This is a genomic window from Pseudovibrio sp. POLY-S9, assembly GCF_001431305.1.
In the GTDB taxonomy this organism is placed as follows: domain Bacteria; phylum Pseudomonadota; class Alphaproteobacteria; order Rhizobiales; family Stappiaceae; genus Pseudovibrio.
This window is the reverse complement of sequence record NZ_LCWX01000198.1, coordinates 8,272-31,673: the sequence shown is the minus strand read 5'-3', so window position 1 is coordinate 31,673 and position 23,402 is coordinate 8,272. Positions and strand designations below refer to the sequence as shown.

General features: G+C 50.0%; 24 protein-coding genes. 18 read left to right on the top strand and 6 right to left on the bottom strand.

Features of this window, described 5'->3' with window-relative positions:
- The first annotated feature begins 92 nt into the window (after nucleotides 1-92).
- The 3 genes from dapE (at nucleotide 93) to PPL9_RS19085 (ending at nucleotide 2,809) form a co-directional block, all read left to right on the top strand.
- Entirely contained in the window at nucleotides 93-1,262 is a 1,170-nt protein-coding gene (dapE, locus tag PPL9_RS19095; protein ID WP_057464175.1) for a succinyl-diaminopimelate desuccinylase, read from the top strand.
- A gap of 24 nt (nucleotides 1,263-1,286) precedes the next feature.
- Entirely contained in the window at nucleotides 1,287-1,895 is a 609-nt protein-coding gene (locus PPL9_RS19090; RefSeq protein ID WP_057464174.1) for a hypothetical protein, read from the top strand.
- Nucleotides 1,896-1,990: 95 nt separating this feature from the next.
- Nucleotides 1,991-2,809 carry a DUF2189 domain-containing protein gene (locus PPL9_RS19085; protein WP_057464173.1) on the top strand — a complete coding sequence of 273 codons (819 nt, stop codon included), beginning with the start codon at nucleotides 1,991-1,993 and terminating at the stop codon, nucleotides 2,807-2,809.
- Between the two features lie 62 nt (nucleotides 2,810-2,871).
- Here the strand turns inward: PPL9_RS19085 and truA are convergent, their stop codons facing one another.
- From truA to def, 4 genes are all read right to left on the bottom strand, one after another.
- Complete coding sequence (truA, locus tag PPL9_RS19080; RefSeq protein WP_057464172.1) at nucleotides 2,872-3,702, bottom strand: tRNA pseudouridine(38-40) synthase TruA; 831 nt, start codon at nucleotides 3,700-3,702, stop codon at nucleotides 2,872-2,874.
- Between the two features lie 152 nt (nucleotides 3,703-3,854).
- Nucleotides 3,855-4,394, bottom strand: coding sequence for an N-acetyltransferase (locus PPL9_RS19075; protein WP_057464171.1), 540 nt, complete (start codon nucleotides 4,392-4,394; stop codon nucleotides 3,855-3,857).
- A 55-nt stretch (nucleotides 4,395-4,449) separates the two neighbouring features.
- A complete protein-coding gene (gene fmt / locus PPL9_RS19070; protein ID WP_208989497.1) occupies nucleotides 4,450-5,388 on the bottom strand; it encodes a methionyl-tRNA formyltransferase in 939 nt (312 codons plus the stop codon).
- Nucleotides 5,389-5,527: 139 nt separating this feature from the next.
- On the bottom strand, nucleotides 5,528-6,055 hold the full coding sequence (gene def / locus PPL9_RS19065; RefSeq protein ID WP_057464169.1) for a peptide deformylase: 528 nt from the start codon (nucleotides 6,053-6,055) through the stop codon (nucleotides 5,528-5,530).
- 232 nt (nucleotides 6,056-6,287) lie between these two features.
- Here def and rmuC point away from each other — a divergent pair, with 232 nt between their 5' ends.
- Nucleotides 6,288-7,511: a DNA recombination protein RmuC gene (rmuC, locus tag PPL9_RS19060; RefSeq protein ID WP_208989488.1), complete on the top strand. Its 1,224-nt coding sequence runs from the start codon at nucleotides 6,288-6,290 to the stop codon at nucleotides 7,509-7,511.
- Between the two features lie 4 nt (nucleotides 7,512-7,515).
- On the opposite strand, the gene PPL9_RS19055 is transcribed toward rmuC, so the two are convergent.
- Nucleotides 7,516-8,433, bottom strand: a complete 918-nt coding sequence (locus PPL9_RS19055) for a LysR substrate-binding domain-containing protein (protein WP_057464167.1) — start codon at nucleotides 8,431-8,433, stop codon at nucleotides 7,516-7,518.
- Nucleotides 8,434-8,605: 172 nt separating this feature from the next.
- Here PPL9_RS19055 and PPL9_RS19050 point away from each other — a divergent pair, with 172 nt between their 5' ends.
- The 13 genes from PPL9_RS19050 (at nucleotide 8,606) to PPL9_RS18990 (ending at nucleotide 21,326) form a co-directional block, all read left to right on the top strand.
- Nucleotides 8,606-9,031: a VOC family protein gene (locus PPL9_RS19050; RefSeq protein ID WP_057464166.1), complete on the top strand. Its 426-nt coding sequence runs from the start codon at nucleotides 8,606-8,608 to the stop codon at nucleotides 9,029-9,031.
- Between the two features lie 10 nt (nucleotides 9,032-9,041).
- Nucleotides 9,042-10,040 carry a carbon-nitrogen hydrolase family protein gene (locus tag PPL9_RS19045; RefSeq protein ID WP_057464165.1) on the top strand — a complete coding sequence of 333 codons (999 nt, stop codon included), beginning with the start codon at nucleotides 9,042-9,044 and terminating at the stop codon, nucleotides 10,038-10,040.
- 255 nt (nucleotides 10,041-10,295) lie between these two features.
- Complete coding sequence (locus tag PPL9_RS19040; protein ID WP_057464164.1) at nucleotides 10,296-11,294, top strand: carbon-nitrogen hydrolase family protein; 999 nt, start codon at nucleotides 10,296-10,298, stop codon at nucleotides 11,292-11,294.
- 89 nt (nucleotides 11,295-11,383) lie between these two features.
- Nucleotides 11,384-12,328 (top strand): glyoxylate/hydroxypyruvate reductase A, encoded by a 945-nt coding sequence (locus PPL9_RS19035; protein WP_208989487.1) that lies wholly within the window; start codon nucleotides 11,384-11,386, stop codon nucleotides 12,326-12,328.
- A gap of 132 nt (nucleotides 12,329-12,460) precedes the next feature.
- Nucleotides 12,461-12,676 carry a hypothetical protein gene (locus PPL9_RS19030; protein WP_057464162.1) on the top strand — a complete coding sequence of 72 codons (216 nt, stop codon included), beginning with the start codon at nucleotides 12,461-12,463 and terminating at the stop codon, nucleotides 12,674-12,676.
- A gap of 108 nt (nucleotides 12,677-12,784) precedes the next feature.
- Nucleotides 12,785-13,297 (top strand): prepilin peptidase, encoded by a 513-nt coding sequence (locus PPL9_RS19025; RefSeq protein WP_057464161.1) that lies wholly within the window; start codon nucleotides 12,785-12,787, stop codon nucleotides 13,295-13,297.
- A gap of 230 nt (nucleotides 13,298-13,527) precedes the next feature.
- Nucleotides 13,528-14,307 (top strand): Flp pilus assembly protein CpaB, encoded by a 780-nt coding sequence (gene cpaB / locus PPL9_RS19020; protein ID WP_057464160.1) that lies wholly within the window; start codon nucleotides 13,528-13,530, stop codon nucleotides 14,305-14,307.
- A gap of 79 nt (nucleotides 14,308-14,386) precedes the next feature.
- Entirely contained in the window at nucleotides 14,387-15,769 is a 1,383-nt protein-coding gene (locus tag PPL9_RS19015; protein ID WP_057464159.1) for a type II and III secretion system protein family protein, read from the top strand.
- Nucleotides 15,766-16,515, top strand: coding sequence for a CpaD family pilus assembly protein (locus PPL9_RS19010; RefSeq protein ID WP_200962340.1), 750 nt, complete (start codon nucleotides 15,766-15,768; stop codon nucleotides 16,513-16,515). The genes PPL9_RS19015 and PPL9_RS19010 overlap by 4 nt, the downstream gene beginning before the upstream one ends.
- A gap of 11 nt (nucleotides 16,516-16,526) precedes the next feature.
- On the top strand, nucleotides 16,527-17,807 hold the full coding sequence (locus PPL9_RS19005; protein ID WP_057464158.1) for an AAA family ATPase: 1,281 nt from the start codon (nucleotides 16,527-16,529) through the stop codon (nucleotides 17,805-17,807).
- A gap of 41 nt (nucleotides 17,808-17,848) precedes the next feature.
- On the top strand, nucleotides 17,849-19,330 hold the full coding sequence (locus PPL9_RS19000; protein WP_057464157.1) for a CpaF family protein: 1,482 nt from the start codon (nucleotides 17,849-17,851) through the stop codon (nucleotides 19,328-19,330).
- On the top strand, nucleotides 19,323-20,342 hold the full coding sequence (locus tag PPL9_RS18995) for a type II secretion system F family protein (RefSeq protein ID WP_082596975.1): 1,020 nt from the start codon (nucleotides 19,323-19,325) through the stop codon (nucleotides 20,340-20,342). The genes PPL9_RS19000 and PPL9_RS18995 overlap by 8 nt, the downstream gene beginning before the upstream one ends.
- A 9-nt stretch (nucleotides 20,343-20,351) precedes the next feature.
- Nucleotides 20,352-21,326, top strand: a complete 975-nt coding sequence (locus tag PPL9_RS18990) for a type II secretion system F family protein (RefSeq protein ID WP_057464156.1) — start codon at nucleotides 20,352-20,354, stop codon at nucleotides 21,324-21,326.
- Nucleotides 21,327-21,330: 4 nt separating this feature from the next.
- On the opposite strand, the gene PPL9_RS18985 is transcribed toward PPL9_RS18990, so the two are convergent.
- Complete coding sequence (locus PPL9_RS18985; RefSeq protein WP_057464155.1) at nucleotides 21,331-22,113, bottom strand: tetratricopeptide repeat protein; 783 nt, start codon at nucleotides 22,111-22,113, stop codon at nucleotides 21,331-21,333.
- A gap of 212 nt (nucleotides 22,114-22,325) precedes the next feature.
- Between PPL9_RS18985 and PPL9_RS18980 the strand changes: the two genes are divergently transcribed.
- Nucleotides 22,326-23,402, top strand: a 1,077-nt coding sequence (locus tag PPL9_RS18980) for a leucyl aminopeptidase family protein (protein WP_244273421.1), incomplete at its 3' end; no start/stop codon positions are given.

Below are 23,402 nucleotides of genomic sequence, written 5' to 3'. Positions count from 1 at the left end.
TGAGATTTTGCGTTGCTATGTGCCAGTGAAAATCACGAAGTGCTGGCAACTCGTGATTGACCATCAGGCACAGCACAGCTAAATCTCGAGGCATGACTGATACGCTTTCTCCTGCGGTACAGATCTGCCGCGACCTAATCCGCTGTCCAAGTGTCACCCCAGCTGAGGGTGGTGCTCTCACCACGCTTGAAAAGCTGCTCGCTGACGCTGGTTTCAACGTCTCCCGTGTGATGTTCTCCGACGAGAACACACCCGACATCGAGAACCTGTTTGCAACCATCGGCTCTGGCAATCCACACTTCGTGTTTGCAGGCCACACTGATGTTGTGCCAGTCGGAGATGAAGCAGCCTGGACTCACGGTCCGTTCGACGGCACCATCGCAGATAGCATGCTTCATGGCCGCGGAACCGCAGATATGAAAGGCGGCGTAGCAGCGTTTGCCGCTGCAGCAATCGACTACGTTAAAGCGCATCCAGATGGAATTCCCGGCCAAATCTCATTCCTGATCACAGGCGATGAAGAAGGTCCGGCAATCAATGGCACTGTTAAACTGTTGGAATGGGCTAAAGAGCAGGGACATGTTTTCGATGCCTGCATTGTTGGTGAACCAACCAATCCGGATGCGCTGGGAGATGCGATCAAAGTTGGCCGCCGCGGGTCACTGACGGGCACAGTCAAAACCAACGGAACCCAGGGACACGTTGCTTATCAGCATCTTGCGGACAATCCGGTCCCGGGCATGCTCAAGCTACTGAGTGCCGTTGCTGAGGTTGAGTTGGACAAAGGCAACGAGCGGTTCCAGCCATCCAATCTGGAAATCACAACTGTAGATGTCGGCAACACCGCAACCAACGTCATTCCAGCCCACGTCATGGCGAAGTTCAACATTCGCTTCAACGATCAGTGGTCTGTCAGCTCTCTGAGCCAGCACATTGAGAAACTTCTGAATGATGCGGCCCCGGACGGTCTTGACTGGAGCATTGAGTTTGCCAGAGAAGCCACCGACAGCTTCCTGACACATGATGAAGCGTTGATCCAGACCCTATCCAATTCCATCAAGATGGTCACTGGTCGCACACCAGAGCTGTCTACAGGCGGCGGAACTTCAGATGCACGCTTCATCAAGAATTACTGTGCTGTAGTCGAGTTCGGCCTTGTTGGTCAGACCATGCACAAAGTTGATGAGCACGTTGCTGTGGCTGACATCGAGCAGCTCGCAGACATTTACCTCCGCTTCCTGCAAGATTACTTTCAGGCATAAGCTAATAAGGAACAGGGTGTTGTGATGGTTCTTGGCACACAGGAAATTCGCCAGTCCTGCATTGCATCCTGGAGGATCATGAAGGGCGAGACGGAAGCGTTGCAGCAGTTTGATCTGTCTGCAGATGGCTTCTGGCGCTCCTTTCTGGTCATCTTCCTTCTGCTTCCGTTTTATCTGCTGAGCCTGATCGCAGAGCATGCGTTGATGGTTGAGCATTTCACCACGCAGGGACAAGAGAGCACTGAGATGGTTGCTGGGGGCTTCCAGCTGTATTTCGGTAAGTTCCTCTCCCTGTTTGTCGACTGGGTCACATTCCCGATCGTTGTTGGGCTTCTCGCTGGATCGTTAGGGCTGAAACGCAACTACGGCCCATACATCATCGTCCGCAACTGGAGCACGCTCATCATCCTGCTCCCGCAGACGCTGCTGTATCTGCTTTATATGGCGGGGCTCATTCCCTCAGAACTGCTGATCATGTTGACCTTCCCGATCATCGGATGGGTGCTGTGGTACAGATTCCAGATTGCCCGTGTTGCGGGGGATTGCAGCTTCTCAATCTCGATTGGTCTGGTGGTTCTGGATCTGGTGCTTTCCATCCTGATCAGTGCGTCACTTGACCGACTATTTGCGTAATAATACCTATTTTTCATGCACCCCTTTAAATTTTCAGTAGCGCTCATCCCAGTTTCCGCGCACACTTAACGTGGAGGAAAATTGGGAGGGACGGAATGTCAGACAATCATCTGACTGTGCCTGCGGGTGCGCAAAACTCACAGCACAAACTGGCGAAACCGATCGTGCGTCAGGTTACTCTGGAGGATATAACAAGCTCCCTGAAGCTTGGAATTCTGGATTTTGTGAAGACGCCTGTTATTGGCCTGACCTTTGGCGCCTTCTTTGTCGTCGGAGGGGTACTGGTCACGCTGCTCTCGTTCTGGGTGGACATGAGCTACATCAGCTACCCATTGGCCTGTGGCTTCCTGCTTCTGGGACCATTTGCTGCTTTGGGGCTCTATGAGGTTTCCAGACGACTGCAGGCAGGCGAGACACCGCGCATGAGCGGCCTGTTTACGCTGATGTGGGAGCAACGCCGCGGTGAGATTGCATGGATGGCCTTTGTCGTCATCTTCATCCAGTTCCTATGGATGTTTAAGGTCCACCTGCTGCTGGCCCTCTTTTTGGGAATGCAGGGCTACGGCACATTTCTGCAATTCGCGCAGACGATCTTTGAGACCTCTGATGGTCTCCTGTTTCTGTTGGCTGGTCACCTTGTTGGAGCATTTTTCGCCATGCTGCTGTTCGCAGTCAGTGTGGTGTCATTCCCGATGCTGCTGGACACGGAAGTGGATTTCGTGACTGCAATGATCACAAGCTTCAAGGTGGTGACGGGAAGTCCGGTGATCATGGTGGGTTGGGGATTGCTCATCACAGCGACATTGATGGCTTCAATGATCCCTATGTTTGTCGGCTTACTGGTTACATTGCCAGTGCTCGGCCACACAACATGGCACCTTTACAAACGGGTCGTGTCATTCGAAGAGAAGTAAGCTTATGTAACCGGAGGTGGACGGCCTCCGGTTTCCTACTAAGCTAACAGGTTGAAGAGAACCTAGTCTTCTTCATCCGCCGGGGCTTCATCAGCACCAACGCTCTTCAGGCTATCCTGATAGGCAAGGAACGACGCCTCATCCTCTTCTGGGGTGCGATAATCGACCTGGGTAAGATAAAGCCCCTCTGGAACAGCAACAGGTCCACACGCTTGTCTGTCACAGGCTTCCAGTGCCGCTCTCAGATCGTCCTTAGTCCAGCGGCCTTCACCCACAAGACGAAGGCTACCCACCATGGAACGAACCTGATTGTGCAGGAATGAGCGGGAGCTGCATTCAAGGAAGACATGATAGCCTTGACGATAAACGCAGATGCGCTCCATCGTCTTCCACGGGCTCTTCGCCTGACAGCGTGTATGGCGGAAGGTCGTGAAATCATGATGACCCAGCAGCACTTGCGCCGCGTCGTTCATAGCCTCTGCATCCAGCTCTGGCTTCACATGCCATGCCAGCCCAAGGTCGTGGGTCAGCGGCTCAAGGCGGTTTGCGATCTTAAAGCGATAATGACGGCGGATTGCTGAAAACCGGGCATCAAAGCCCAGACCTGCCTTCTCACAGGCCAGAATGGCAACAGGGTCCGGTTGCGCATGAAAGTTCAGCGCATTCTTCACGGTTTCCGCAGGCCAATCCTTTTCAAGGTCCAGATGCGCCACCTGTCCGGTCGCATGTACACCTGAGTCCGTGCGTCCGGCACCGCCAATGGTCACTGTCTCACCCGTGAAGGACTTGATTGCGCGCTCAATAACACCCTGGGCTGTCGGCCCGTTGTCCTGACGCTGCCAGCCTACAAAAGGGCGTCCGTCATAATCAATGGTAATTTTGTAACGCGGCATTCTTGTTCTTTGCAAAGGTTAGGCAAGCAGACTGTAAGCCAGTTTGCAGGGCGTGAGACAGGCATGAGCCTGCAGGATATCTCTGAAATTTTGCGCTGTACTATCAGATTTGAATGGGCAAGGCCAGACCCGACAGCGAGGCGTAAAGGAACCTACTCAAACTCTCGGAAAGGTGTGGCATAGGTAACTTCAACCGGCAGGTCTTCTCGGCCTGCTTGAGTAAAAGGCAATGCCATGAAGATTGGTCCGGCATAGGGTCCTTGCACCTTCTTTGCCAGCTCGCTGTCAAAACCAAAGCGGGAATAGTAATCAGGAGCCCCCAACACCAGAACCAGGTCTTCCCCCAGTCCCTGCAAGTCATCCAATGCTTCCTGAATGAGCTTTGTACCAACGCCTTTGTTTTGAGAGGATGGATCAACGCAAACCGGTGCAAGGCAGCTGATTTTCAGACGGTGTCCTTCTCCCGTTCCCGTCACACGGGAAAATGCAAGGTGGCCGAGCAGCTTACCGTCATCGTCTGTCGCAATCCGTTCAAGAACCAACGCACCACAAGCACGCAGTCGCTCAACCAGGCGTCCTTCGTTGCTCTGCCCAAAGGCTTTGACGAGCAAAGACAAAATCGCAGGCTCGTCATTCTTTTCAGGCGTACGGAGACCAACTTGATCCTCTCCAATCTGGTGGAACTCAACCATGATGCCTCCGTGCTTCCTGATGTTTCTTAAGAAAAGCCTATCTGATTAAACAGGGTCAGGAAACCGTGTCTCCGGCACTAAGCTTAGAGCCACGTAAAAATTCATCAGCAGACATCGCCTTTTTGCCAGCCCGTTGAACCTGAACCAGCTTGATCGCACCAGAACCGCACGCAATCGTCAGCGTGGTCTCATCAACAACCAGGACCTCTCCAGCAGCGCCTGAACCTTCAGCAACACTGCTGCGCAGGATTTTCACGCGCTCAGGGTTCTTGCCGCCCAAATCCATCTCACACCATGCACCGGGGAAGGGAGAAAGGCCGCGAATGTGGTTGTGCACCTGCTCAGCTGGCAAAGACCAGTCAATGCGTGTTTCGCTCTTCTGGATCTTCTTGGCGTAGGTCACGCCCTCTTCAGGTTGAGGCGTAGCACCAAGACCACCACGAGACAGAGCAGACAGCGCACGCATCATCAAATCGCCGCCCAAAGCAGACAGACGGTCATGCAGCTCGCCTGCTGTCATGTCTTCAGTAATCGCAACGGTTTCAGACATGCACACAGGGCCAGTATCCAGCCCTTCTTCCATCTGCATCACCTGAATGCCAGAGGCCTTGTCGCCAGCCATGATTGCCCGGTTAATCGGGGCCGCACCGCGCCAGCGTGGAAGTAAAGAGGCATGGCCATTCAGACAGCCGTGCTCAGTGCCTTCTAAAATGGCTTTTGGCAGTAACAGGCCATAAGCCACAACAACAGCCACATCAGCTTCAAACGAGCGGAACCGTTCCTGTTCCTCTTCGCTTTTCAGGGAGGTTGGTGTGAAGACAGGAATGCCAAGGCTTTCAGCAGCTTCATGCACCGGCGTCTTCTTCAGCTCCATACCGCGTCCAGCTTTGCGTGGGGGCTGCGAGTAACAGGCAACCACATCCCAACCTTGCCCGACGATCTCAAAGAGAGTTGGAACGGAGAAATCAGGAGTACCCATAAAGATGACGCGCAATGACATAGCTGACCTGCCTGGCTTTAATTCTTGTGTTCCAGACTTAATGCGTCAGCTGGTAGGGAAGGACAAGGAAAAAACAACAAAAAAAGCGGCTCTCCAAAGAAGGCCGCTTATTCCGCTTGCAGTACTGAGTTGATCAGGCTTGTTTTGCCTGCTTGATCATCTTCTTCACGATCCGGTCACGCTTCAGTCGGGACAGGTAATCGATGAACAGCACACCGTTCAGATGGTCCAGCTCATGCTGAATGCAGGTGGCCAGCAAACCGCCAGCTTCAATTTCCTGCTTCTCACCTTCAATGTTGAGGAAGGAAACGCGCACTTCGCTTGGGCGCTCAACATCCTCGTAAACGCCAGGAATGGACAGGCAACCTTCCTGATAAGTGCTCTTCTCCTCAGACGACCACGTGATCTCTGGGTTGACGAACACCATTGGCTCTTTCTCGACGGAATCGTCTTCTTCGCTCTCGCGCTCTGCAACATCAAGAACGAACATACGCTTCAAAACGCCAATCTGACTTGCTGCAAGGCCAATGCCCGGCGCGTCATACATGGTCGCCAGCATATCGTCGGCAAGTTTTCTGATTTCGTCGTTGATGTCTTCAATCGGAGCGCACTTCTCGCGAAGGCAGTTTTCCGGGACAAATTTTATCTCGCGAATCGTCATAATTACTTTTGAAGTTGTTCTCGTTGCAAAGCTGTCTGCTCAACGTGAGGCCAGCTGATAGTGTTGTTTAGGCTTCATATCCTCTTATGAGAACTTTGCCAAGTCGTTGACTATAGGCTTTTGGCTAGCAGCATTTAATGGATACTCCCCATCAATTGAAGGATGTGGGTTGCAGTGCATCCAAGAAAGCTGAGAGGTATCGCGGTCTTGCAAAGTGTTCTATGTTTGTTTCATGGAACAGACAGTCTTCACATACGGTGCATTCACCCTCTCATATGTTCAGGCAACCATAGTTACTGGAGGCCTTTTTTTTCTTTTGCTGCTCATCTGGATCATGAGCCTGCGCGCAAAACTGAACAGAGTGCGTGGTACATCGGTGCAGGAGCAAAAGCGGGCAGAGGATACCGAAGCTGCCTTGGCAAACCTAGTGCGCTCTCAGGGTGAAATGACAGGCCGCATGCAAACCATGGCAGAAGTGTTTGGCTCCCGTCAGTCAGATCTCATGCGTGTGGTGAATGATCGTCTGGATGGTCTTGGAAAAACGCTGGGTGCGTCTGTTCTGGAAACCCACCGCCAAACCCACGCCAGCCTCACGGGCCTGCAAGAACGTATGGCACTGCTCGACAAAGCGAATAAAACCATGGGTGAGCTGGCAGGGCAGGTGACTGACCTACAGATGGTTTTGAACGACAAACAAACCCGCGGCGCATTCGGCCAGGGGCGTATGGAAGCAATCATTGATGACGCCTTGCCGCCAACAAGCTTCTCGTTTCAAAGCACACTCTCCAACCGCTCCCGACCTGATTGCCTGATCCATATGCCGACGGGTGCACCACCGCTGGTGGTGGATGCCAAATTCCCGTTGGAAGCTTTTGCTGCAATCAAGGATGCCGAAACCAAGCAAGACCTGAAAGAAGCAGCTGCTCGCTTCCGAAAGGATATCTCCAAGCATCTGGAAGACATCGCAGGCAAGTATTTGCTTCCGGGTGAGACGCAGGACACGGCGCTGATGTTCGTTCCCTCCGAAAGCCTTTTTGCGGAGATCCACGAAGGCTTCCCGGACCTGACGCAGAAAGCCCACCGCCTGCGCGTGGTCATCGTATCACCGTCTCTGCTTGTCCTTGCTGTGCAGGTGATCCAGTCTGTGCTGCGCGATGCCCGCATGCGTGAACAGGCTCACTTCATTCAGGCTGAAGTTGGTAAGCTCCTGCTGGATGTTGGACGTCTGACAGAGCGTGTCTCCAAACTGCAAAACCACTTTGCGCAGACCAACAAGGATCTGGATCAGATCATGATCTCAGGCGACAAAATCGGTAACCGGGCTCGCAAGATCGATGAGATGCAATTGGGTGGAAAAGTAACTGACCATGTCTCATCATCCGCCTCTCAAGCCCCACAAACAACACACCTGGCAGAAGATGAGTTGCCATCCCCCTTTCAGTTTGATCGGCGATGAGCAGCTACTCGATCTGTAGTAGATGATCACGCAAGGCAGCCACTGCCGGACGCCTCCAGGCAGCTGAACTCCCAACGATGTAATAGGTGTTCCCTGTCATATGCCGTGCAGGGACTGGCTCGATCAGCGTTCCATCTGCCAGATCTTTCTCAATCAGCAATGAAGGAAGCAAGGCAAGGCCAAGCCCCTGTCGTGCTGCCTCCAGAACCATGAAAAAGTGCTCAAAGGAGAGGGAGGTATCTCCAGGCAGGTAGCTTGATAGCTTGTGTGCCTCCGCCCAGTATTCCCAACTGCCAAGTCGCGTGGAATGAATGAGGCGGGGCAGGCCCAGAAGGTCTTTTATGCTCTCCGGCTGGGTATCCCCCAACAGGCTTAGATGACAAACCAAAACCATCTCTTCATCACAAATCCGGTGACTTTCCAGAGCAGGCCAACTGCCACGCCCAACAGTAAGCGCTACATCCACACTGGACGGATCCCAGTTGACTGGATCCTTATGACCAGCTGAAAAGTCGGCTGGAATGGTAACAAGATCAACGCTGATAGCAGGATAGGCCCGCTTAAAGCCTTTGATCCGCTCCATAAACCAGAGATTGGCGAGTGAGGGAAGCGTGCCGATACGCAGCTGACCAGAGACTGAACCCTTCAGCTCATGCTCAAGATCCTCCACCAGCTTCAACGCGTTCTTGGCCTTCTGGCTCAGCAGCAACCCATCTTGAGTAAGTGCCAGCGTTTTTCCCTGACGGGAAAACAACACCAACCCCAGCTGCTCTTCCAAATTCTGAATACGGCGGGACACAGCCCCTTGCGTGATGCCAAGCTCCCGTGCTGCCCGGGTAAAGCTCCCATGCCGTGCTGCTGCATCAAAAACAGGAAGAACGGCAAGGATCTGCGAAGTGATCGAAAGACTATGTCGGCTCATACTATGAGTTTAACTCATGTCTATGTGACTGTCATTGGCCTAGCTATGAGATTTTACGTAGTTTAAAACAACTCCAACATGAGTTTTGGGTATAGAGCCTATTCTAGGTAAGTGGCCCTCAATGCCCCTACCTGAATACGGTTTTTAGTTTGAAAATAAGGTGAGGCTGAACATGGCGCGTCCATTCCATCTGGCATTTCCGATTGATGATCTGGAACAAACCAAAGCGTTCTACATGGGCGTGCTTGGATGTAAACAGGGCCGTGAACTTGAAGGCAAATGGGTCGATTTTGATCTGTTTGGACACCAGATGTCCGCCCACCTTCGTGAAAAATCACAATTTCCCCTTGGAGTCACTGGTGTTGTTGATGGAGATGCAGTTCCCATTCCTCATTTTGGCGTTGTTTTGCCAATGGATGAATGGAAGACGCTTGCTGATCGACTGAAAACACATGAAACTATTGAATGGTTGCTGGAACCGAAAATCAGGTTCGAAGGGCAACCGGGAGAGCAGGGAACTTTTTTCATCAAAGATCCCTCGGGCAATGCTCTCGAATTCAAGGCATTCGCCAGTGACTCTGACATTTTCGCAACCTGAGTAGATCCCCATGGAAATTTTAGAAGCAACACATACAACACAAAACCCTGCCGAATCTGACCGGATCAAAGTCGCGCTCGCACAGATCGCTCCGGTCTGGTTGAAGCGAGAAGAAACACTGAAAAAAGTGGCTGATGCAGTAGAGCTCGCAGGCAAACAGGGCTGTCAGCTTGTCACCTTCGGCGAAGCACTGGTCCCGGGCTACCCGTTCTGGATAGAACGCACCGACGGGGCACGTTTCAACGATCCAAAGCAAAAAGCGATTTATGCGGAATACCTTGAGCAAGGCGTAGTGATTGAAGACGGCCATCTCGATGGCATCTGTGCGATTGCGAAGAAATACAACATCGCTGTGTATCTCGGTGTCATGGAGCGTGCTGCAAACAGAAGTGGTCATAGTCTCTATTGCTCGCTGGTCTACATCAACCAGAATGGTGAGATCGGCTCCTCGCACCGCAAACTGCAGCCAACCTTTGAGGAGCGCCTTGCCTGGGCACCGGGCGATGGCAACGGCTTGCGTGTCCATCCGCTGGGCCGCTTCACCGTGGGTGGCCTCAATTGCTTCGAAAACTGGATGCCTCTGTCTCGCGCTGCCCTTTATGCGCAAGGAGAAGACCTTCACGTTGCCGTTTGGCCGGGTGGGCTGCACAACACCGAAGACACAACCCGCTTTGTTGCCAAAGAAAGCAGAAGCTATGTGATTTCGGTCTCTGGCCTCATGCGACCAGCGGACTTCCCGGAAGACACGCTGGAACTTGCCAAGATCCTTGAGAACAGCGATGACTTTCTCGCAAACGGTGGCTCCTGCATCTCTGCGCCAGATGGGTCCTGGGTTGTTGAGCCACAAGTCGGTCGGGAAGTTCTGATTACAGCAGAACTGGACCATGCCGTGGTACGTGGTGAACGCCAGAATTTTGATCCAACGGGTCATTACAGCCGACCAGATGTGACGCGCTTGGTCGTTGATCGGAAACGTCAGCAACTCGCGGATTTCATCGACGCTGAATAAAATTAAGTACTCAGGCAGATTTATTGGGGCAGGGTTTTGATTAGCTTAGGTTTTGTCTCTCAAAAAATTCAGTAAAGTTGAGGGATACGACCAGCTACAGGCACCCCTGCCTCATAGTAAGATCAAGATCTGAAATAACAGAATCTCAAAGCAGGTGGTGCTGACGTGCTTCATTGCCTGAATGATGGACTCTGTTGTTTGCAGCCCCGCCAAACCCGAGTGTGATCTTCGCATCTGCAAGCTGAGTATTGAATTATGGAAATTTTGGAAGCAACGCATTTATCTCACGACCCGTCCGCATCTGACAAAATCAAAGTCGCCCTCGCGCAGATCGCTCCAGTCTGGCTGAAGCGTGAAGCGACCTTGGACAAAGTGATTGATGCGGTAGAGCTTGCTGGCAAGCAGGGCTGCCAGCTTGTTGCATTTGGAGAGACACTGGTGCCGGGCTATCCGTTCTGGATTGAACGAACAGACGGTGCACGCTTCAATGACCCAAAGCAAAAAGCCATGTACGCCAAATGCCTTGATCAAGCCGTGGTGATTGAGGACGGTCATCTGAATGCTGTCTGTGCAGCAGCAAAGAAACACAGCATTTCCGTGTATCTCGGTGTTATGGAGAGGGCAGCAAACAGAAGCGGGCATAGTCTGTACTGCACACTGGTCTACATTGATCAAAACGGAGAGATTGGTTCTGCACACCGTAAACTGCAGCCAAGCTATGCCGAACGACTTGCGTGGGCGCCGGGAGATGGTAACGGCTTGCGTGTCCATCCGCTGGGCCGCTTTACGGTTGGTGGCCTGAACTGCGCTGAAAACTGGATGCCCTTGTCACGTGTCGCCCTGTATGCGCAAGGAGAAGACCTGCACGTGGCCGTCTGGCCGGGTGGCCTGCGGAACACAGAGGATCCAACACGTTTTGTTGCCAAAGAAAGCAGAAGCTACGTACTATCAGTCTCAGGGCTGATGCGTGCTACAGACTTTCCAAAGGATACGCCAGAACTAGCCGAAATTCTCGAAAACAGTGGTGAGTTTCTCGCTGATGGTGGGTCCTGTATCGCTGCGCCTGATGGATCATGGGTGGTCGCACCACAGGTAGGCAAAGAACTCCTGATCACAGCAGAATTAGATCACGCATTGGTGCGGGCTGATCGCCAACTCTTTGACCCGACCGGCCACTACAGCCGACCCGATGTTACACGTCTTGTCGTCGATCGTAAGCGCCAACAGCTTGCTGAATTCGTCGACTCTGAATAAAACAAATCGCAGATTGATATATTACAGCGTGTTTGTGAGATGAGCCTGCTGATCTCAAACAAAAAATACGCTCAACAATGGAGTGCCTCATGAACCTGGTCTTATCTCTCAAAAGCTTCAACGAACCTGAGTGGATCGACCGTTTGCAGGCACTTCTTCCCAATCGAAAGATTGAGGGCTGGAACGGCGGCGCCGCTGAGCCCGAAAAAGCAGAATATCTCCTTGCCTGGAAACCGGACCCTGCCGTCTTTTCTGCCCTGCCAAACCTCAAGGTGATCTTTTCACTGGGCGCAGGTGTCGATCATCTGACCTCATTGCCGGAACTCCCCAACCTCCCGTTGGTCCGGATTGTTGACCCAGACCTCACCAGCCGCATGACAGAATGGGTGGTCTTCCAAACGTTACTCCACCATCGCCAACATTTAACCTATGCCGCTCAGCAAGAAGTAGGTGTTTGGAATGGACACAGGCAGTGGGCAGCAAAGGACGTGCGCGTTGGTATTCTGGGGCTTGGTGAGCTGGGGTTGGATTCAGCAAAAGCCCTCAAAGCGCTGGGCTTTAACGTTGCCGGGTGGTCTCGCTCGCCAAAAGATGTAGACGGCATTGAAAGCTTTGCCGGTGAAGACCAGCTTGAGACGTTCCTTAATCGTACAGACATTCTGATCAATCTGTTGCCCTCAACACCTGCCACGCACAAGCTGGTCAATGCAGAGCGATTGGCTATGTTGCCTCAATCTGGCGCATTAGGAGGGCCTGTCTACATCAACGCCGGACGTGGTGCGACACAGGATGAAACTGCGATCGACAAAGCTTTGACATCCGGCGAGCTCAAAGGAGCCAGCCTAGACGTGTTCGCGATTGAGCCTCTGGCTGACACAAGTCCTCTCTGGCAGCAGAAAAACTGCATCATCACACCACATGTGGCAGCTGAGAGCGACCCGCAAGCTCTCTCCGAATATGTTGCTCAGCAAATCAAGGGCTTTGAGCGAGGTGAAGCGCTCGAGAACCTAGTTGATTTGGAAGTCGGGTATTAAGTTCACCTGATTCTTGATGAAACCTTAGTTTAGAGTGCCAAATACCGGAAGAAGTTGAGTGCGCAGATCAATCTAAGGTTTAGCTGCAAGGAGTAGCATCAAACACAACTATAACAATTAAGTTGTGACCTGATGCTCTCCATAATCCGAGGTTTGTTCCAGCGAGATCTGGGCAGCGCGACTATTGAATTCAGCCTCATCTCAGGCCTCATTGCTCTGGCGATTCTTGCCATGGTGTCCGCACCAACGCTCAGCAGTGCCTCTTTTATTGCTAAGAATGCTACATCACAGCCAAACGCAGCCGAGCGTGATCTTCAATTGTGGGAACTGGTGAAGCCAAACAATTAAATTTGTAAATAAATGAATTTTAGCGAGACAAAACTACCAAGTGTTAAGGCCTTCTTTGGAATTACCCTTGCAAAACCATAACATGGTATTTGTGGGGGAGATCACGACATGATTGCAAATGGACTATTGATCATTTTTCCATTGCTGCTTGCAATCGCCGCATTCTTTGATCTCTTCACAATGACGATCCCGAACAAGCTCAACCTGATTATAGTCGTTGCCTTTGTCAGTTTGGCCTTCTTATTGCAATTGCCCCTAGAACAGGTTGGCATGAGCTTCGCACTCGGCTTCGGTGTGATGGTTGTCGGCTTCGGTCTGTTCGCGCTCGGTGTTATGGGCGGCGGTGATGTGAAGTTCCTCGCTGCAATCTCTCTTTGGCTCGGTCTCTCGATGAACATGCTGGACTTTATTTTGCTGACCAGCATTTATGGCGGAGCATTAACGCTGGTTATCCTGGCCTTGCGTAGGGTTCCGTACTTTCCGCAGTTCATGCAGGGGCAGGAATGGCTCTTAAGATTGCATGACAGAAAAGCAGGCGTTCCATACGGGATTGCAATCGCAATTGCGGGGATTCAGGTGTACCCGAAGACCTTCTGGTTTGCTCAAATTCCAACTTTCTGAGCATTTCGCGAGTAAAACATCTTAGTAAAGTATTAATGTTTTGAACTAGTGTGCTTTCACTGGCGATAACCTATTGCTGTTCATGCATATTCCTAATTTGACTCTATGCACATAAGTAAAAAATACAAATGTAGTGATGTTACGGAATATTAACTATGTCTTGACAATTTTTGCTCAAATTAGGGTTAACGAATGCTGTTTAGCTAAATCTCTTAGAGGGTGGGTGCCACATGAAGGCCTCCAGATTACTAGTTTTAATTATTGCTTTAAGCGCCGGTGGGTTGGCCGCCTGGTTGAACCTGTCTTCCGGTTCCCGGGAGCAGTCACCAACCATTGTTGTGCAGGAACAAGAGATACCGTCACTGGAAATTCTTGTTGCAGCGCAAGACCTCAAAGTCGGTACATCTCTTACTCCAGGCGATTTAGCTTGGGCCAAATGGCCAGAAGAATCTGTAACTGACGGTGTAATCTTGCGCCGCTCAAGTCCAAATGCAGACAACGAGTTTCTGGGACAGATCATCAAAGCGGCGATGTTCGGCGGGGAACCAATTCGCGCAGAGCGTCTCATCGATACGGATAAAGGCTTCCTGGCAGCGATCCTCCCAAAAGGAAAACGCGCCGTTGCTGTTCCGGTTGATGCAGTCTCTACCGCAGGTGGTTTCATCCTTCCTGGAGATAAGGTTGATGTGCTGGTTACCATGCAAGCCAAGAAACGCGATGATGGCGTTATAAGTGAAACGCTCCTCGAGAATATCAAGGTGCTCGCTATCGATACCACGACGGCCTCTGAAAACAGTGAGAAGGCGATGTCTCCAGACCAGACAGCTACACTGGAACTCTTGCCCCACGAAGCTGAGGCTATCGCTCGCGCAACCCAGATGGGAACTCTCTCGCTCTCATTGCGCAGTGCTGCAGATTCCAGAGACGGTTTGAAGCAACCGCCGCGCGTCAAAGGTGGTGTGAAGTTCGTAAAATATGGGATTGCCTCCCAGTCTGTTAACGGAAATTAGTAGGTAAACTATGGTTTTTCATCGACAAATTAGTCTGGCGAGAAGTTTACCGCAAAAATGTCGCCTCAGCGGAACTCTCATGCAGTTCCTTCTGATCTTTGCTCTAGCGCTTGTCGGACCGCAGATCGCATTCGCTCAGAGCAAATTTGAAGCCACAGTGGAAGTCACTTCCCAGCATCGCGACCATGTCCGCCAACTGAATGTTGGTAAAGGAAGATCTGTCGTCCTCAACACAAACGAGGAAGTTCGCGACGTCCTTGTCTCAAATCCAGATATTGCAGATGCTGTTGTCCGCACCAGAACCCGCGTTTTCGTCTTTGGTAATACAATCGGTCAAGCCTCGCTGGTTTTGTTTGGCAACGGTGGCCGCCAACTGGCATCGTTTAACCTAAATGTACAGCCTGATCCATCCGGATTGGTCGACCTCATCCAACGACTGCTGCCGAACTCCGCGATCAATGCTGACGTCGTCAATCAGAGTGTCGTCCTTTCAGGAACAGCAATCTCCGCCCTTGAAGCACAACAAGCCTACGATATCGCGCTGCAGTTTGTGGGCAACGATAGTAAAAAAATTGTCAATACAATTGCGGTTGCCGAGAAAGATCAGGTCCAGCTTAAAGTAACAGTCGCTGAAGTTGACCGGACGACGATTAAGCAGCTTGGCGTTAACCTCCAAGGCTCACTCAAAATTGGTGCTCTTGATGTCAATTTCAATACGTCGCCTGCTTATAACATCAACCCTTCTGTCGTAAATGCAGGATCCCTGGCAGGTAAGTTAGGGTTCGATGGCGGTACGCTTAATCCCACGATCAAAGCGCTCGAGCGTGAAGGGGTAATGAGAACACTGGCGGAGCCAACACTTGTAGCGGTCTCTGGCGAAAACGCTAGCTTCCTCGCCGGTGGTGAGTTCCCGATCCCGGTTGCTTACGAAGACAATAAAGTAAGTCTTGAATTTAAACCTTTTGGTGTTGGGTTGGATTTCACTCCTGTCGTTCTTTCAGAAGGACGCATCAAGCTGCGTGTAAAAACCGAAGTCAGTGAGTTAAGTTCTGAGGGCGCTGTAAGTATCGCAGGTGCTATTGCCGTTTCTGCACTTAAAGTTCGCCGAGCGGAGTCTACACTCGAGCTCCCTTCTGGAGGAACCTTGGTTATGGCAGGTCTCCTGAAGCAGAATTATGGGCAGGAGATTGACGGGATACCTGGCTTAAAGAATATCCCAATTCTCGGTACCATGTTTAAGAGCCGCGATTATATCAATCGCCAAACTGAACTTGTAATTTTTGTGACGCCTTATGTTGTGAGACCAATCGCGCAATCTCAAGTTGCGCGACCTGATGATAATTTTGCAGCACCAAGTGATCAATCTACAATCTTTCTAAACCAATTAAGCCGGATTTACAGGGGAACAGACGCTCCTGTGAAAGGGAATTATCACGGCAAAATTGGCTACATTTACGAGTGAGGACAAGTGAAATGAATACCCTACTGTCACCCACTTTGAAATGTGTACGCAAATTGAGAGAAGCTTCAGTAGTGCTCGGCACCGTTGTTATACTTGGAGCATGTCAGTCACAACCATCATATGTTGAACATCAGTCGATTGCAGACTTTGATTATCGGAAAAGGCATCCGATTGTTATTACAGAAGCGCCTGAAAATTTTGATATTCCCGTAGCTGGGGAGATGCGCAATTTGAACGGGTCCATGAAAACGGCAGTTGCTGCGTTTGGTAAACAAGCTGATATCGATGGAAATGGATTTGTTGAGGTTTTGGTTCCGTCAGGTTCTGGGAATGAAGCAGCAGCAAAAGCTATTTCCCCTCAGATTCGCACCGCATTGAAAAAAGGTGGGGTAGCCGCAAATCATATCGTTATGAGGAGCTACGCGGTGTCTGACATGAGTGCATCAGCACCAGTTCGTCTTTCATTTATGCGTGTGAAAGGGATTGTGCGTGATTGCGGTAATTGGCCTGATGCGATGATAAGCAATCATCAAAACACAGACTATCACAACTTCGGGTGTGCTACTCAGGCAAACCTCGCTGCGATGGTCGATAATCCGACAGATCTGTTGCGACCACGCCCCTTGGGACCGAATGATCCCTCGAGAACCAATGAGATTTTGGCAAACAACCGATCTGGAGACCTGACTGCAGGTCAGTATGGAGCTGGTGTTGGCACAAACGTATCATCCGTGGCGCAGAACTAGTGGGATAAATTATGAGCGATTTAGCGCAGTTCGATTCAGATACCTCATCACGGCAAGAAACGACGAGTCAGCTTTCAACTTCTGACTTTCAGTTTGTAAATATTCCGCGAATTTCTGTTCAGGCATTTTGCGTGGATTCGAGAACATCAGAGACGATCCAGAATGCGAGCTTAGATCGCCGGATGTCGAAGACGCATACGATGGTGCGACAAGGTGGTATTCCCGCAGCTGTAGAAACATTTGAAAGTGCCGCTACACCTAACTTCTTGATTGTCGAATCGTTGTCTAATCCAAAAGAGATGATCGCTGAGTTAGATCGACTGGCTGAGTACTGTGATGCTGGGACTAATGTTCTTGTTATTGGGCGCATAAATGATGTCAACTTGTACAGAACGCTCATTAGCAGGGGGGTCGGTGAGTACATTGTCGGACCAGTTGATATCCCTCAATTGATAAATACAATTGGTCAATTTTATGCAAATACTGACGCGGAACCCTTCGGTCGAACTGTGGCTGTAATCGGAGCTAAAGGTGGATGTGGTGCATCGTCAATTGCTCATAATCTGTCTTGGTCAATTGCGAAAACACTCGATAATGATGTTGCTATTGCTGATTTGGATTTGCCATTTGGAACAGCAGGTTTAGATTTTAATCAAGACCCATTACAAGGCATAATGGAAGCAATTGCATCTCCTGAGCGGCTTGATGACACGCTACTGGATCGCCTTCTTGCTAAGTGTAATGACCGTCTCAGATTGTTAGCAGCACCAGCTACGCTTGATCAAACCTACGATTTTGATACTGAGAAGTTTGATCAAGTTATTGAGGTCATGCAGAAAGGAACGCCGACTGTCGTTCTTGACTTGCCGCACACGTGGAACAGCTGGGTACGGCATATCCTTGCACATGTAGACGAAGTCTTGATTGTAGCTGAGCCTGATTTAGCAAATCTTCGAAATGCAAAGAATCTAGTAGATAGCATTGGTCAACTCCGACCAAATGACACAAAACCATACTTGGTTTTGAACAAGGTTGGCATTCCGAAACGACCTGAAATTAAGCCTGATGAGTTTAGTAGCGCTTTAGATGTGGTTTCTTTAGCGGTAATGCCGTTTGAGCCTGCATTGTTTGGGACTGCATCTAACAACGGTCAGATGATTGCAGAGTTTGATAGCAAACACGCTGTTGCGGGTTTGTTTGAAGAGATTGCGGCCAAGGTCACGGGCAAGGCTGAAACGTATACAAAAAGCAAGTCACTCATCGCATCTCTTATTAAAAAAGTCCGCAAATAGTCCTCTGGTTGATTTTGTGCTGATTTCAAAGGCGGAAGAATATGTTTGGTAGACGTGGCAAAGGTGAATTTGGAAACAAAAATCCAAAGTCTGCTCCAATAAATCCTGCGATACAGAAACAGGCAACAAAGCCTGCTGTTCAGGACACACCAAGCACTGCAAAACCTAAGTCGTCTGGCGCCGAAGTTCAGCAGGAAAAGCCCAAAGAAACTGCTCCTGAAACACAACGAACTCAGGAGTACTACGCAACCAAGGCATCGATTTTCAATGCATTGGTGGAGGCAATCGATCTTTCTCAGTTGAGCCGGTTGGATCAAGAAGATGCACGTGACGAGATCCGGGATGTCGTCAACGACATCATCGCCCTCAAAAACCTCGTCATGTCGATTTCTGAGCAAGAAGATCTGCTTGAAGACATTTGCAACGATGTGTTGGGTTATGGACCACTTGAGCCGCTATTAGCCCGTGATGACATTGCCGATATCATGGTGAATGGGGCGAACACCATCTATATCGAAACGGCTGGCATGGTGGAGCAAACCAACATCCAGTTTCGCGATAATCGTCAGCTGATGAACATTTGCCAGCGAATTGTGTCTCAGGTTGGTCGTCGTGTAGATGAAGCCAGCCCGATATGTGATGCGCGCCTTCCTGATGGTTCTCGTGTAAACGTGATTGCCCCACCACTGTCATTGGACGGACCAGCGCTGACAATTCGTAAGTTTAAGAAAGACAAGCTTACACTCGACCAGTTGGTGAATTTTGGTTCGATTTCGCCTGAAGGCGCTGAGATCCTGGAAATTATCGGCCGGGTCCAATGTAATACGGTTATTTCTGGTGGTACGGGTTCAGGCAAAACCACGCTTTTGAACTGCTTAACGCGCTATATCGATAGCACGGAACGCATTATCACTTGCGAAGATAGCGCCGAACTCCAACTTCAGCAGCCACATGTCGTCAGATTGGAAACCAGACCTCCAAATCTGGAAGGTGAGGGTGAGATCACAATGCGTGACCTCGTGAAAAACTGTCTGCGTATGCGCCCTGAGCGGATCATTGTAGGTGAGGTGCGTGGCCCGGAAGTCTTTGACTTGCTTCAGGCGATGAACACCGGTCACGATGGCTCAATGGGTACGATTCACTCCAACTCCCCACGTGAGTGCTTGAAGCGTATTGAATCCATGATTGCTCTTGGAGGTTTCTCTCTTCCATCTAAAACTGTACGCGAGATCATTGTTGGCTCTATTGATGTGATTGTCCAGGCTGCACGCTTGAGAGATGGTTCGCGTCGCATTACCCATATTACCGAAGTCGTCGGAATGGAGGGAGATGTCATCACGACACAAGATCTCTTCACCTATGACATCACAGGAGAAGACGCGAATGGCAAAATCATAGGCCAGCATCGCTCTACCGGCATAGGACGTCCGCTCTTCTGGGAAAGAGCAAGATACTTCAACGAGGAAGAGCGGCTAGCCCGCGCGCTAGATGCTTCAGATGTTTCTGGAGGGCTGCATGGCTGACCTGAATAGCTTTCTGGCTTCTCCGCTGGCAGATTATCTGATTACAGCTTTGATTATGGTGAGCGTTGTGGGTGTCACGTTCACGCTTTTGATGCCAATGTTCTCTAGAGACAAACTAGATAAACGAAAAGAAGGCCTTGTTAATAGTAGTAATTCTGTGGCTGGGAGTAGTGCCAAAAGAGTAGATACAACTGCGAGGCGGAAATCAGTACAAGATCAACTTAAGACGATGGAGGCTGCTCAGGCAGCAAAGAAAAAAAATGCTGATAAACCAATTTTTGCAGATTGGATTGGGCAAGCTGGTCTAACTTGGTCAAAGCCTAAGTTTTACGTAATTTCAGTTGGTTGTGGTCTTTCTATCTTTCTTATCAGCGTATTGCTTGGTCAACCGATCTGGATTTCGTTTGCGCTACTTTTTGTTGGCATCTTCGGTTTACCGCGATTTTATGTTTCTAGAAAGCGAAAGAAACGTTTCAGTAAATTTCTTGATGAGTTTCCAAACGCAGTAGATATCATTGTGCGCGGTATTAAATCAGGAATGCCGCTTGGAGACTGCATGCAAATTGCTGCAACAGAATCCAAAGATCCAGTCGGAGCTGAGTTTGCTCACGTGCTCGACAAAATGCATATGGGCATGCCGTTGGCGGAAGCAATACACTATATTCCCAAAAGAGTACCACTTCAGGAAACAAACTTTCTTGCAATCGTCATTACAATTCAAGCTCAAGCTGGCGGTAGTCTTTCTGAAGCACTCGGTAATTTATCAAAAACACTTCGTCAACGCAAAGAAATGAAGGGTAAGATTAAAGCCGTTAGTCAGGAAGCGAAAACTTCTGCTGCAATTATCGGCTCACTTCCATTTCTTGTGACACTAATGCTTTCAGCGGTAGCGCCAGACTATATTGGTTTGCTCATTGAAACCGAAATTGGCCTAATTCTAGTTGGTATTGGTCTGTTTTGGATGTCGTTAGGTATACTGGTGATGCGCAAGATGATTGACTTCAAAATATAGGTCCTTGGTATGTTTTTAGCTGATCTTGGAAACAGCAATGTTTTTGTCGTTATCCTTACTCTTTTAGCAGTATCGGGTACTATCTACGCATTACTTATGCCGCTGTTCGATCGTGACGAGTTGAAAAGTAGAATGAAGTCAGTCGCGCTTGAGCGTGAGCAAATCCGCGCACGCGAAAGAAGTAGACTCGCAAATCAGAAAGAGAATGAGCGTGTTTCTCTCCGGAGTAGTCCGAAAGAGAGTGTGCGTGAGTTTGTTGATAAATATAACTTAAAAAATCTTTTGGCTAGTGAAAGCTTGATTAGAAAACTGAAAATGGCGGGATATAGGGGGGCTTCACCTTTATATACTTATTTGTTTCTGCAAATTATTTTGCCGATTGGATTTTTTGCATTTACATTTTTCTATCTGGAAGTCGTTCTCAAGATTGAGACTTCAATCGCTGGGGTCCTTTTGATATCATTATTGGTCGCAGCTATTGGTTTTGTTGGTCCAGGCGTTTTTGTGCAGAACCAAATAGCAAAAAGGCAAGAATCTATAAGATTGGCTTGGCCAGACGCAATGGACCTAATGCTGATCTGCATTGAATCTGGAATGTCAATCGAGGCAGCATTTAAAAAAGTTGCTGAAGAAGTTGGTACTCAGTCAGCAGCTCTTGCAGAAGAACTGGTATTGGCGACTGCTGAATTATCATTTTTAGATGAACGCAGGAATGCCTATCTGAATCTTGCAGAGCGAACCGGCCTTGATGGTGTTAAGGACGTTGTTGTTGCTCTGATGCAGGCAGAAAAGTATGGAACTCCTATCGGATTTGCATTGAGAGTGCTTTCAGATGAAAACCGACAGGCGAGAATGCAAGAAGCTGAACGAAAGGCTGCTGCGCTTCCACCGCGTTTAACGGTACCAATGATGATGTTTTTCATGCCAGTGTTGTTTATTGTAATTATCGCACCGGCTGCAATTCAGGTCATGCAAACTTTCTAACCCATCACGCCTTGCCCAGCATGGTCTTCAAATACGCCACATTCTCGGCGGCTTGGCGTGGGTCAATATCGGATTGGGCGACGCGAACGGCTTCGTCAAACCGGCCTTGCAGTCCAAGGGTCAGAGCAAGGTTCTGGCGAACCTGACTGCCAGCTTTGCCGGTATCCAGTGCTGTTCGTAAAGTCGTCTCTGCGTTGCGCAGGTCGCCTCCCAGCAAGTAGGACATTCCCAGGTTATTCAAAACAGTTGGCTCATTTGGTGAAAGCTTCAGCGCTTGCTGGTAGGTTGAGCGTGCTTGTTTTGTGTCACCGAGTTGATCCAGAATAGCCGCCTTGGCAGAAAGCATCTTCCAGTTTGGCTGTGCTGGGTCGAACGCATTGTCAATGACATTGAGCGCTTCCTGCAACTTGCCGTTTTCAGCTAGCACTTTGCCATAGCTTGCCGCAATCGTGTTGTTATCAGCATTAGCGATGACACCACGTCGTAAAATTGCTTCTGCTTGCTGGCCCTGGCCATCAATTCTCAAAGCTGCTGCAAAGTTCAGGATCGTCCGTGGATTTTTCTGATCTTTGGCATAAGCACCGCCCCAATAGGCGAGGGCTTTTTGCATCTCTTGTGAGCCAGGTTTAAGCTGCTGGTTCTGTGAGATAGATGCCTGAGCGCGTGGTTTGTTGGTTGCGCAGCCGGAAAGTGCAAGCCCACAAACCAGCAACAGCGAGACAGCTGTTGCACTTCTTAAAATGCCAGAAGACATCTTAGTTGTGTGTGTGCGGTCAAATACGGCCATAGAACCCTCAACAACGAAGCAATTCAAATATTGTTTGAAAATCTAATACTATCCCTAATTTCTGGTTAATTTAGTGCAGGTGCACCCACTGTTGGGCGGGGGAGCAGCAAGCTGAATGTCTTGCGCAGAACCAGTAACGCCGTTAGGTTGCCACAACGCTGCCCGTATAGGACAGAACACAAATTTCAAACATCTCATCAATGGAGCTCCCGGTGCACGGACCGTTAATTTCTGCCGATAAAACAGTAAATCCAATCCCGGTCGTAGCGCTCTCTGCCAGTGAGTTAGAAGCGTATCTTGATGCCGCGGGTTCCATGGTGAAATCTTGGGCGAAAGCGCAGGAGTTTACAGCTGCTTTTGGGGAGACTCTGGCAGTTCCAAATGAAGCAGGCAATATTGCAACCGTGCTGTTTGGATATGGTGAAAGCCAGAGAGATGCTTTGGAAACAGGCGCTGCTCTTAATAAAAAGCTCCCAGCTGGCGCGTTTGAACTTGCAAAAGGCTTTGAAGATCCAGCTGGTATCGCTCTCGGGTTCTCACTCGCAGCCTACCGTTTTGATGCTTATAAGAAAGTCCCTGCATCAAAGTCTCAGCTCGTCATCAGCGAGCCGGGCATTTTGGAAGAGCTAGCACCAATTATCGCTGGTGCGCACCTGGCAAAAGATCTCATCAATACGCCCGCGAATGATATGGGTCCGGAAGAACTTGCCGCAGCAGCTTGCCAGCTATTTGAAGATCATGGCGGATCTTCAAAGGTCATCATGGGCGATGTTCTAGAGAACGAGTTCCCGCTTGTGCATGCCGTCGGCAACGGCAGTGACAGGGCACCGCGCCTGATTGATGCGACTTGGGGCAAAGAGACTGATCCGAAAATCACCTTGGTCGGCAAAGGGGTGATCTTCGACAGTGGCGGTTTGGACGTAAAGCCAGCAGCAGGCATGATCCTTATGAAGAAGGATATGGGCGGCGCGGCAAATGTTCTTGGTTTGGCTGCAATGATCATGAAAGCTGAGCTGCCAATGCGCTTGCGCGTGATTATTCCTGCTGTTGAAAATGCAATCTCGGGCCGCTCATTTCGCCCTTCTGATATTTTCACAAGCCGTAAAGGCCTTTCTGTAGAGATCGGAAATACAGATGCTGAAGGACGCTTGGTCCTGGCAGATGCACTTGCGCTGGCTGATGAAGAGAGCCCGGAGCTGATTGTTGATATGGCAACGCTGACAGGTGCGGCCCGTGTCGCACTTGGACCTGATTTGCCGCCATACTATACTGATGATGAAGACTTGGCC

Coding starts and splice junctions, on each gene's coding strand:
- dapE (WP_057464175.1), top strand. CDS start 93: ATGACTGATACGCTTTCTCCTGCGGTACAGATCTGCCGCGACCTAATC.
- PPL9_RS19090 (WP_057464174.1), top strand. CDS start 1,287: ATGGTTCTTGGCACACAGGAAATTCGCCAGTCCTGCATTGCATCCTGG.
- PPL9_RS19085 (WP_057464173.1), top strand. CDS start 1,991: ATGTCAGACAATCATCTGACTGTGCCTGCGGGTGCGCAAAACTCACAG.
- truA (WP_057464172.1), bottom strand. CDS start 3,702: ATGCCGCGTTACAAAATTACCATTGATTATGACGGACGCCCTTTTGTA.
- PPL9_RS19075 (WP_057464171.1), bottom strand. CDS start 4,394: ATGGTTGAGTTCCACCAGATTGGAGAGGATCAAGTTGGTCTCCGTACG.
- def (WP_057464169.1), bottom strand. CDS start 6,055: ATGACGATTCGCGAGATAAAATTTGTCCCGGAAAACTGCCTTCGCGAG.
- rmuC (WP_208989488.1), top strand. CDS start 6,288: ATGGAACAGACAGTCTTCACATACGGTGCATTCACCCTCTCATATGTT.
- PPL9_RS19055 (WP_057464167.1), bottom strand. CDS start 8,433: ATGAGCCGACATAGTCTTTCGATCACTTCGCAGATCCTTGCCGTTCTT.
- PPL9_RS19050 (WP_057464166.1), top strand. CDS start 8,606: ATGGCGCGTCCATTCCATCTGGCATTTCCGATTGATGATCTGGAACAA.
- PPL9_RS19045 (WP_057464165.1), top strand. CDS start 9,042: ATGGAAATTTTAGAAGCAACACATACAACACAAAACCCTGCCGAATCT.
- PPL9_RS19040 (WP_057464164.1), top strand. CDS start 10,296: ATGGAAATTTTGGAAGCAACGCATTTATCTCACGACCCGTCCGCATCT.
- PPL9_RS19035 (WP_208989487.1), top strand. CDS start 11,384: ATGAACCTGGTCTTATCTCTCAAAAGCTTCAACGAACCTGAGTGGATC.
- PPL9_RS19030 (WP_057464162.1), top strand. CDS start 12,461: ATGCTCTCCATAATCCGAGGTTTGTTCCAGCGAGATCTGGGCAGCGCG.
- PPL9_RS19025 (WP_057464161.1), top strand. CDS start 12,785: ATGATTGCAAATGGACTATTGATCATTTTTCCATTGCTGCTTGCAATC.
- cpaB (WP_057464160.1), top strand. CDS start 13,528: ATGAAGGCCTCCAGATTACTAGTTTTAATTATTGCTTTAAGCGCCGGT.
- PPL9_RS19015 (WP_057464159.1), top strand. CDS start 14,387: ATGCAGTTCCTTCTGATCTTTGCTCTAGCGCTTGTCGGACCGCAGATC.
- PPL9_RS19005 (WP_057464158.1), top strand. CDS start 16,527: ATGAGCGATTTAGCGCAGTTCGATTCAGATACCTCATCACGGCAAGAA.
- PPL9_RS19000 (WP_057464157.1), top strand. CDS start 17,849: ATGTTTGGTAGACGTGGCAAAGGTGAATTTGGAAACAAAAATCCAAAG.
- PPL9_RS18995 (WP_082596975.1), top strand. CDS start 19,323: ATGGCTGACCTGAATAGCTTTCTGGCTTCTCCGCTGGCAGATTATCTG.
- PPL9_RS18990 (WP_057464156.1), top strand. CDS start 20,352: ATGTTTTTAGCTGATCTTGGAAACAGCAATGTTTTTGTCGTTATCCTT.
- PPL9_RS18985 (WP_057464155.1), bottom strand. CDS start 22,113: ATGGCCGTATTTGACCGCACACACACAACTAAGATGTCTTCTGGCATT.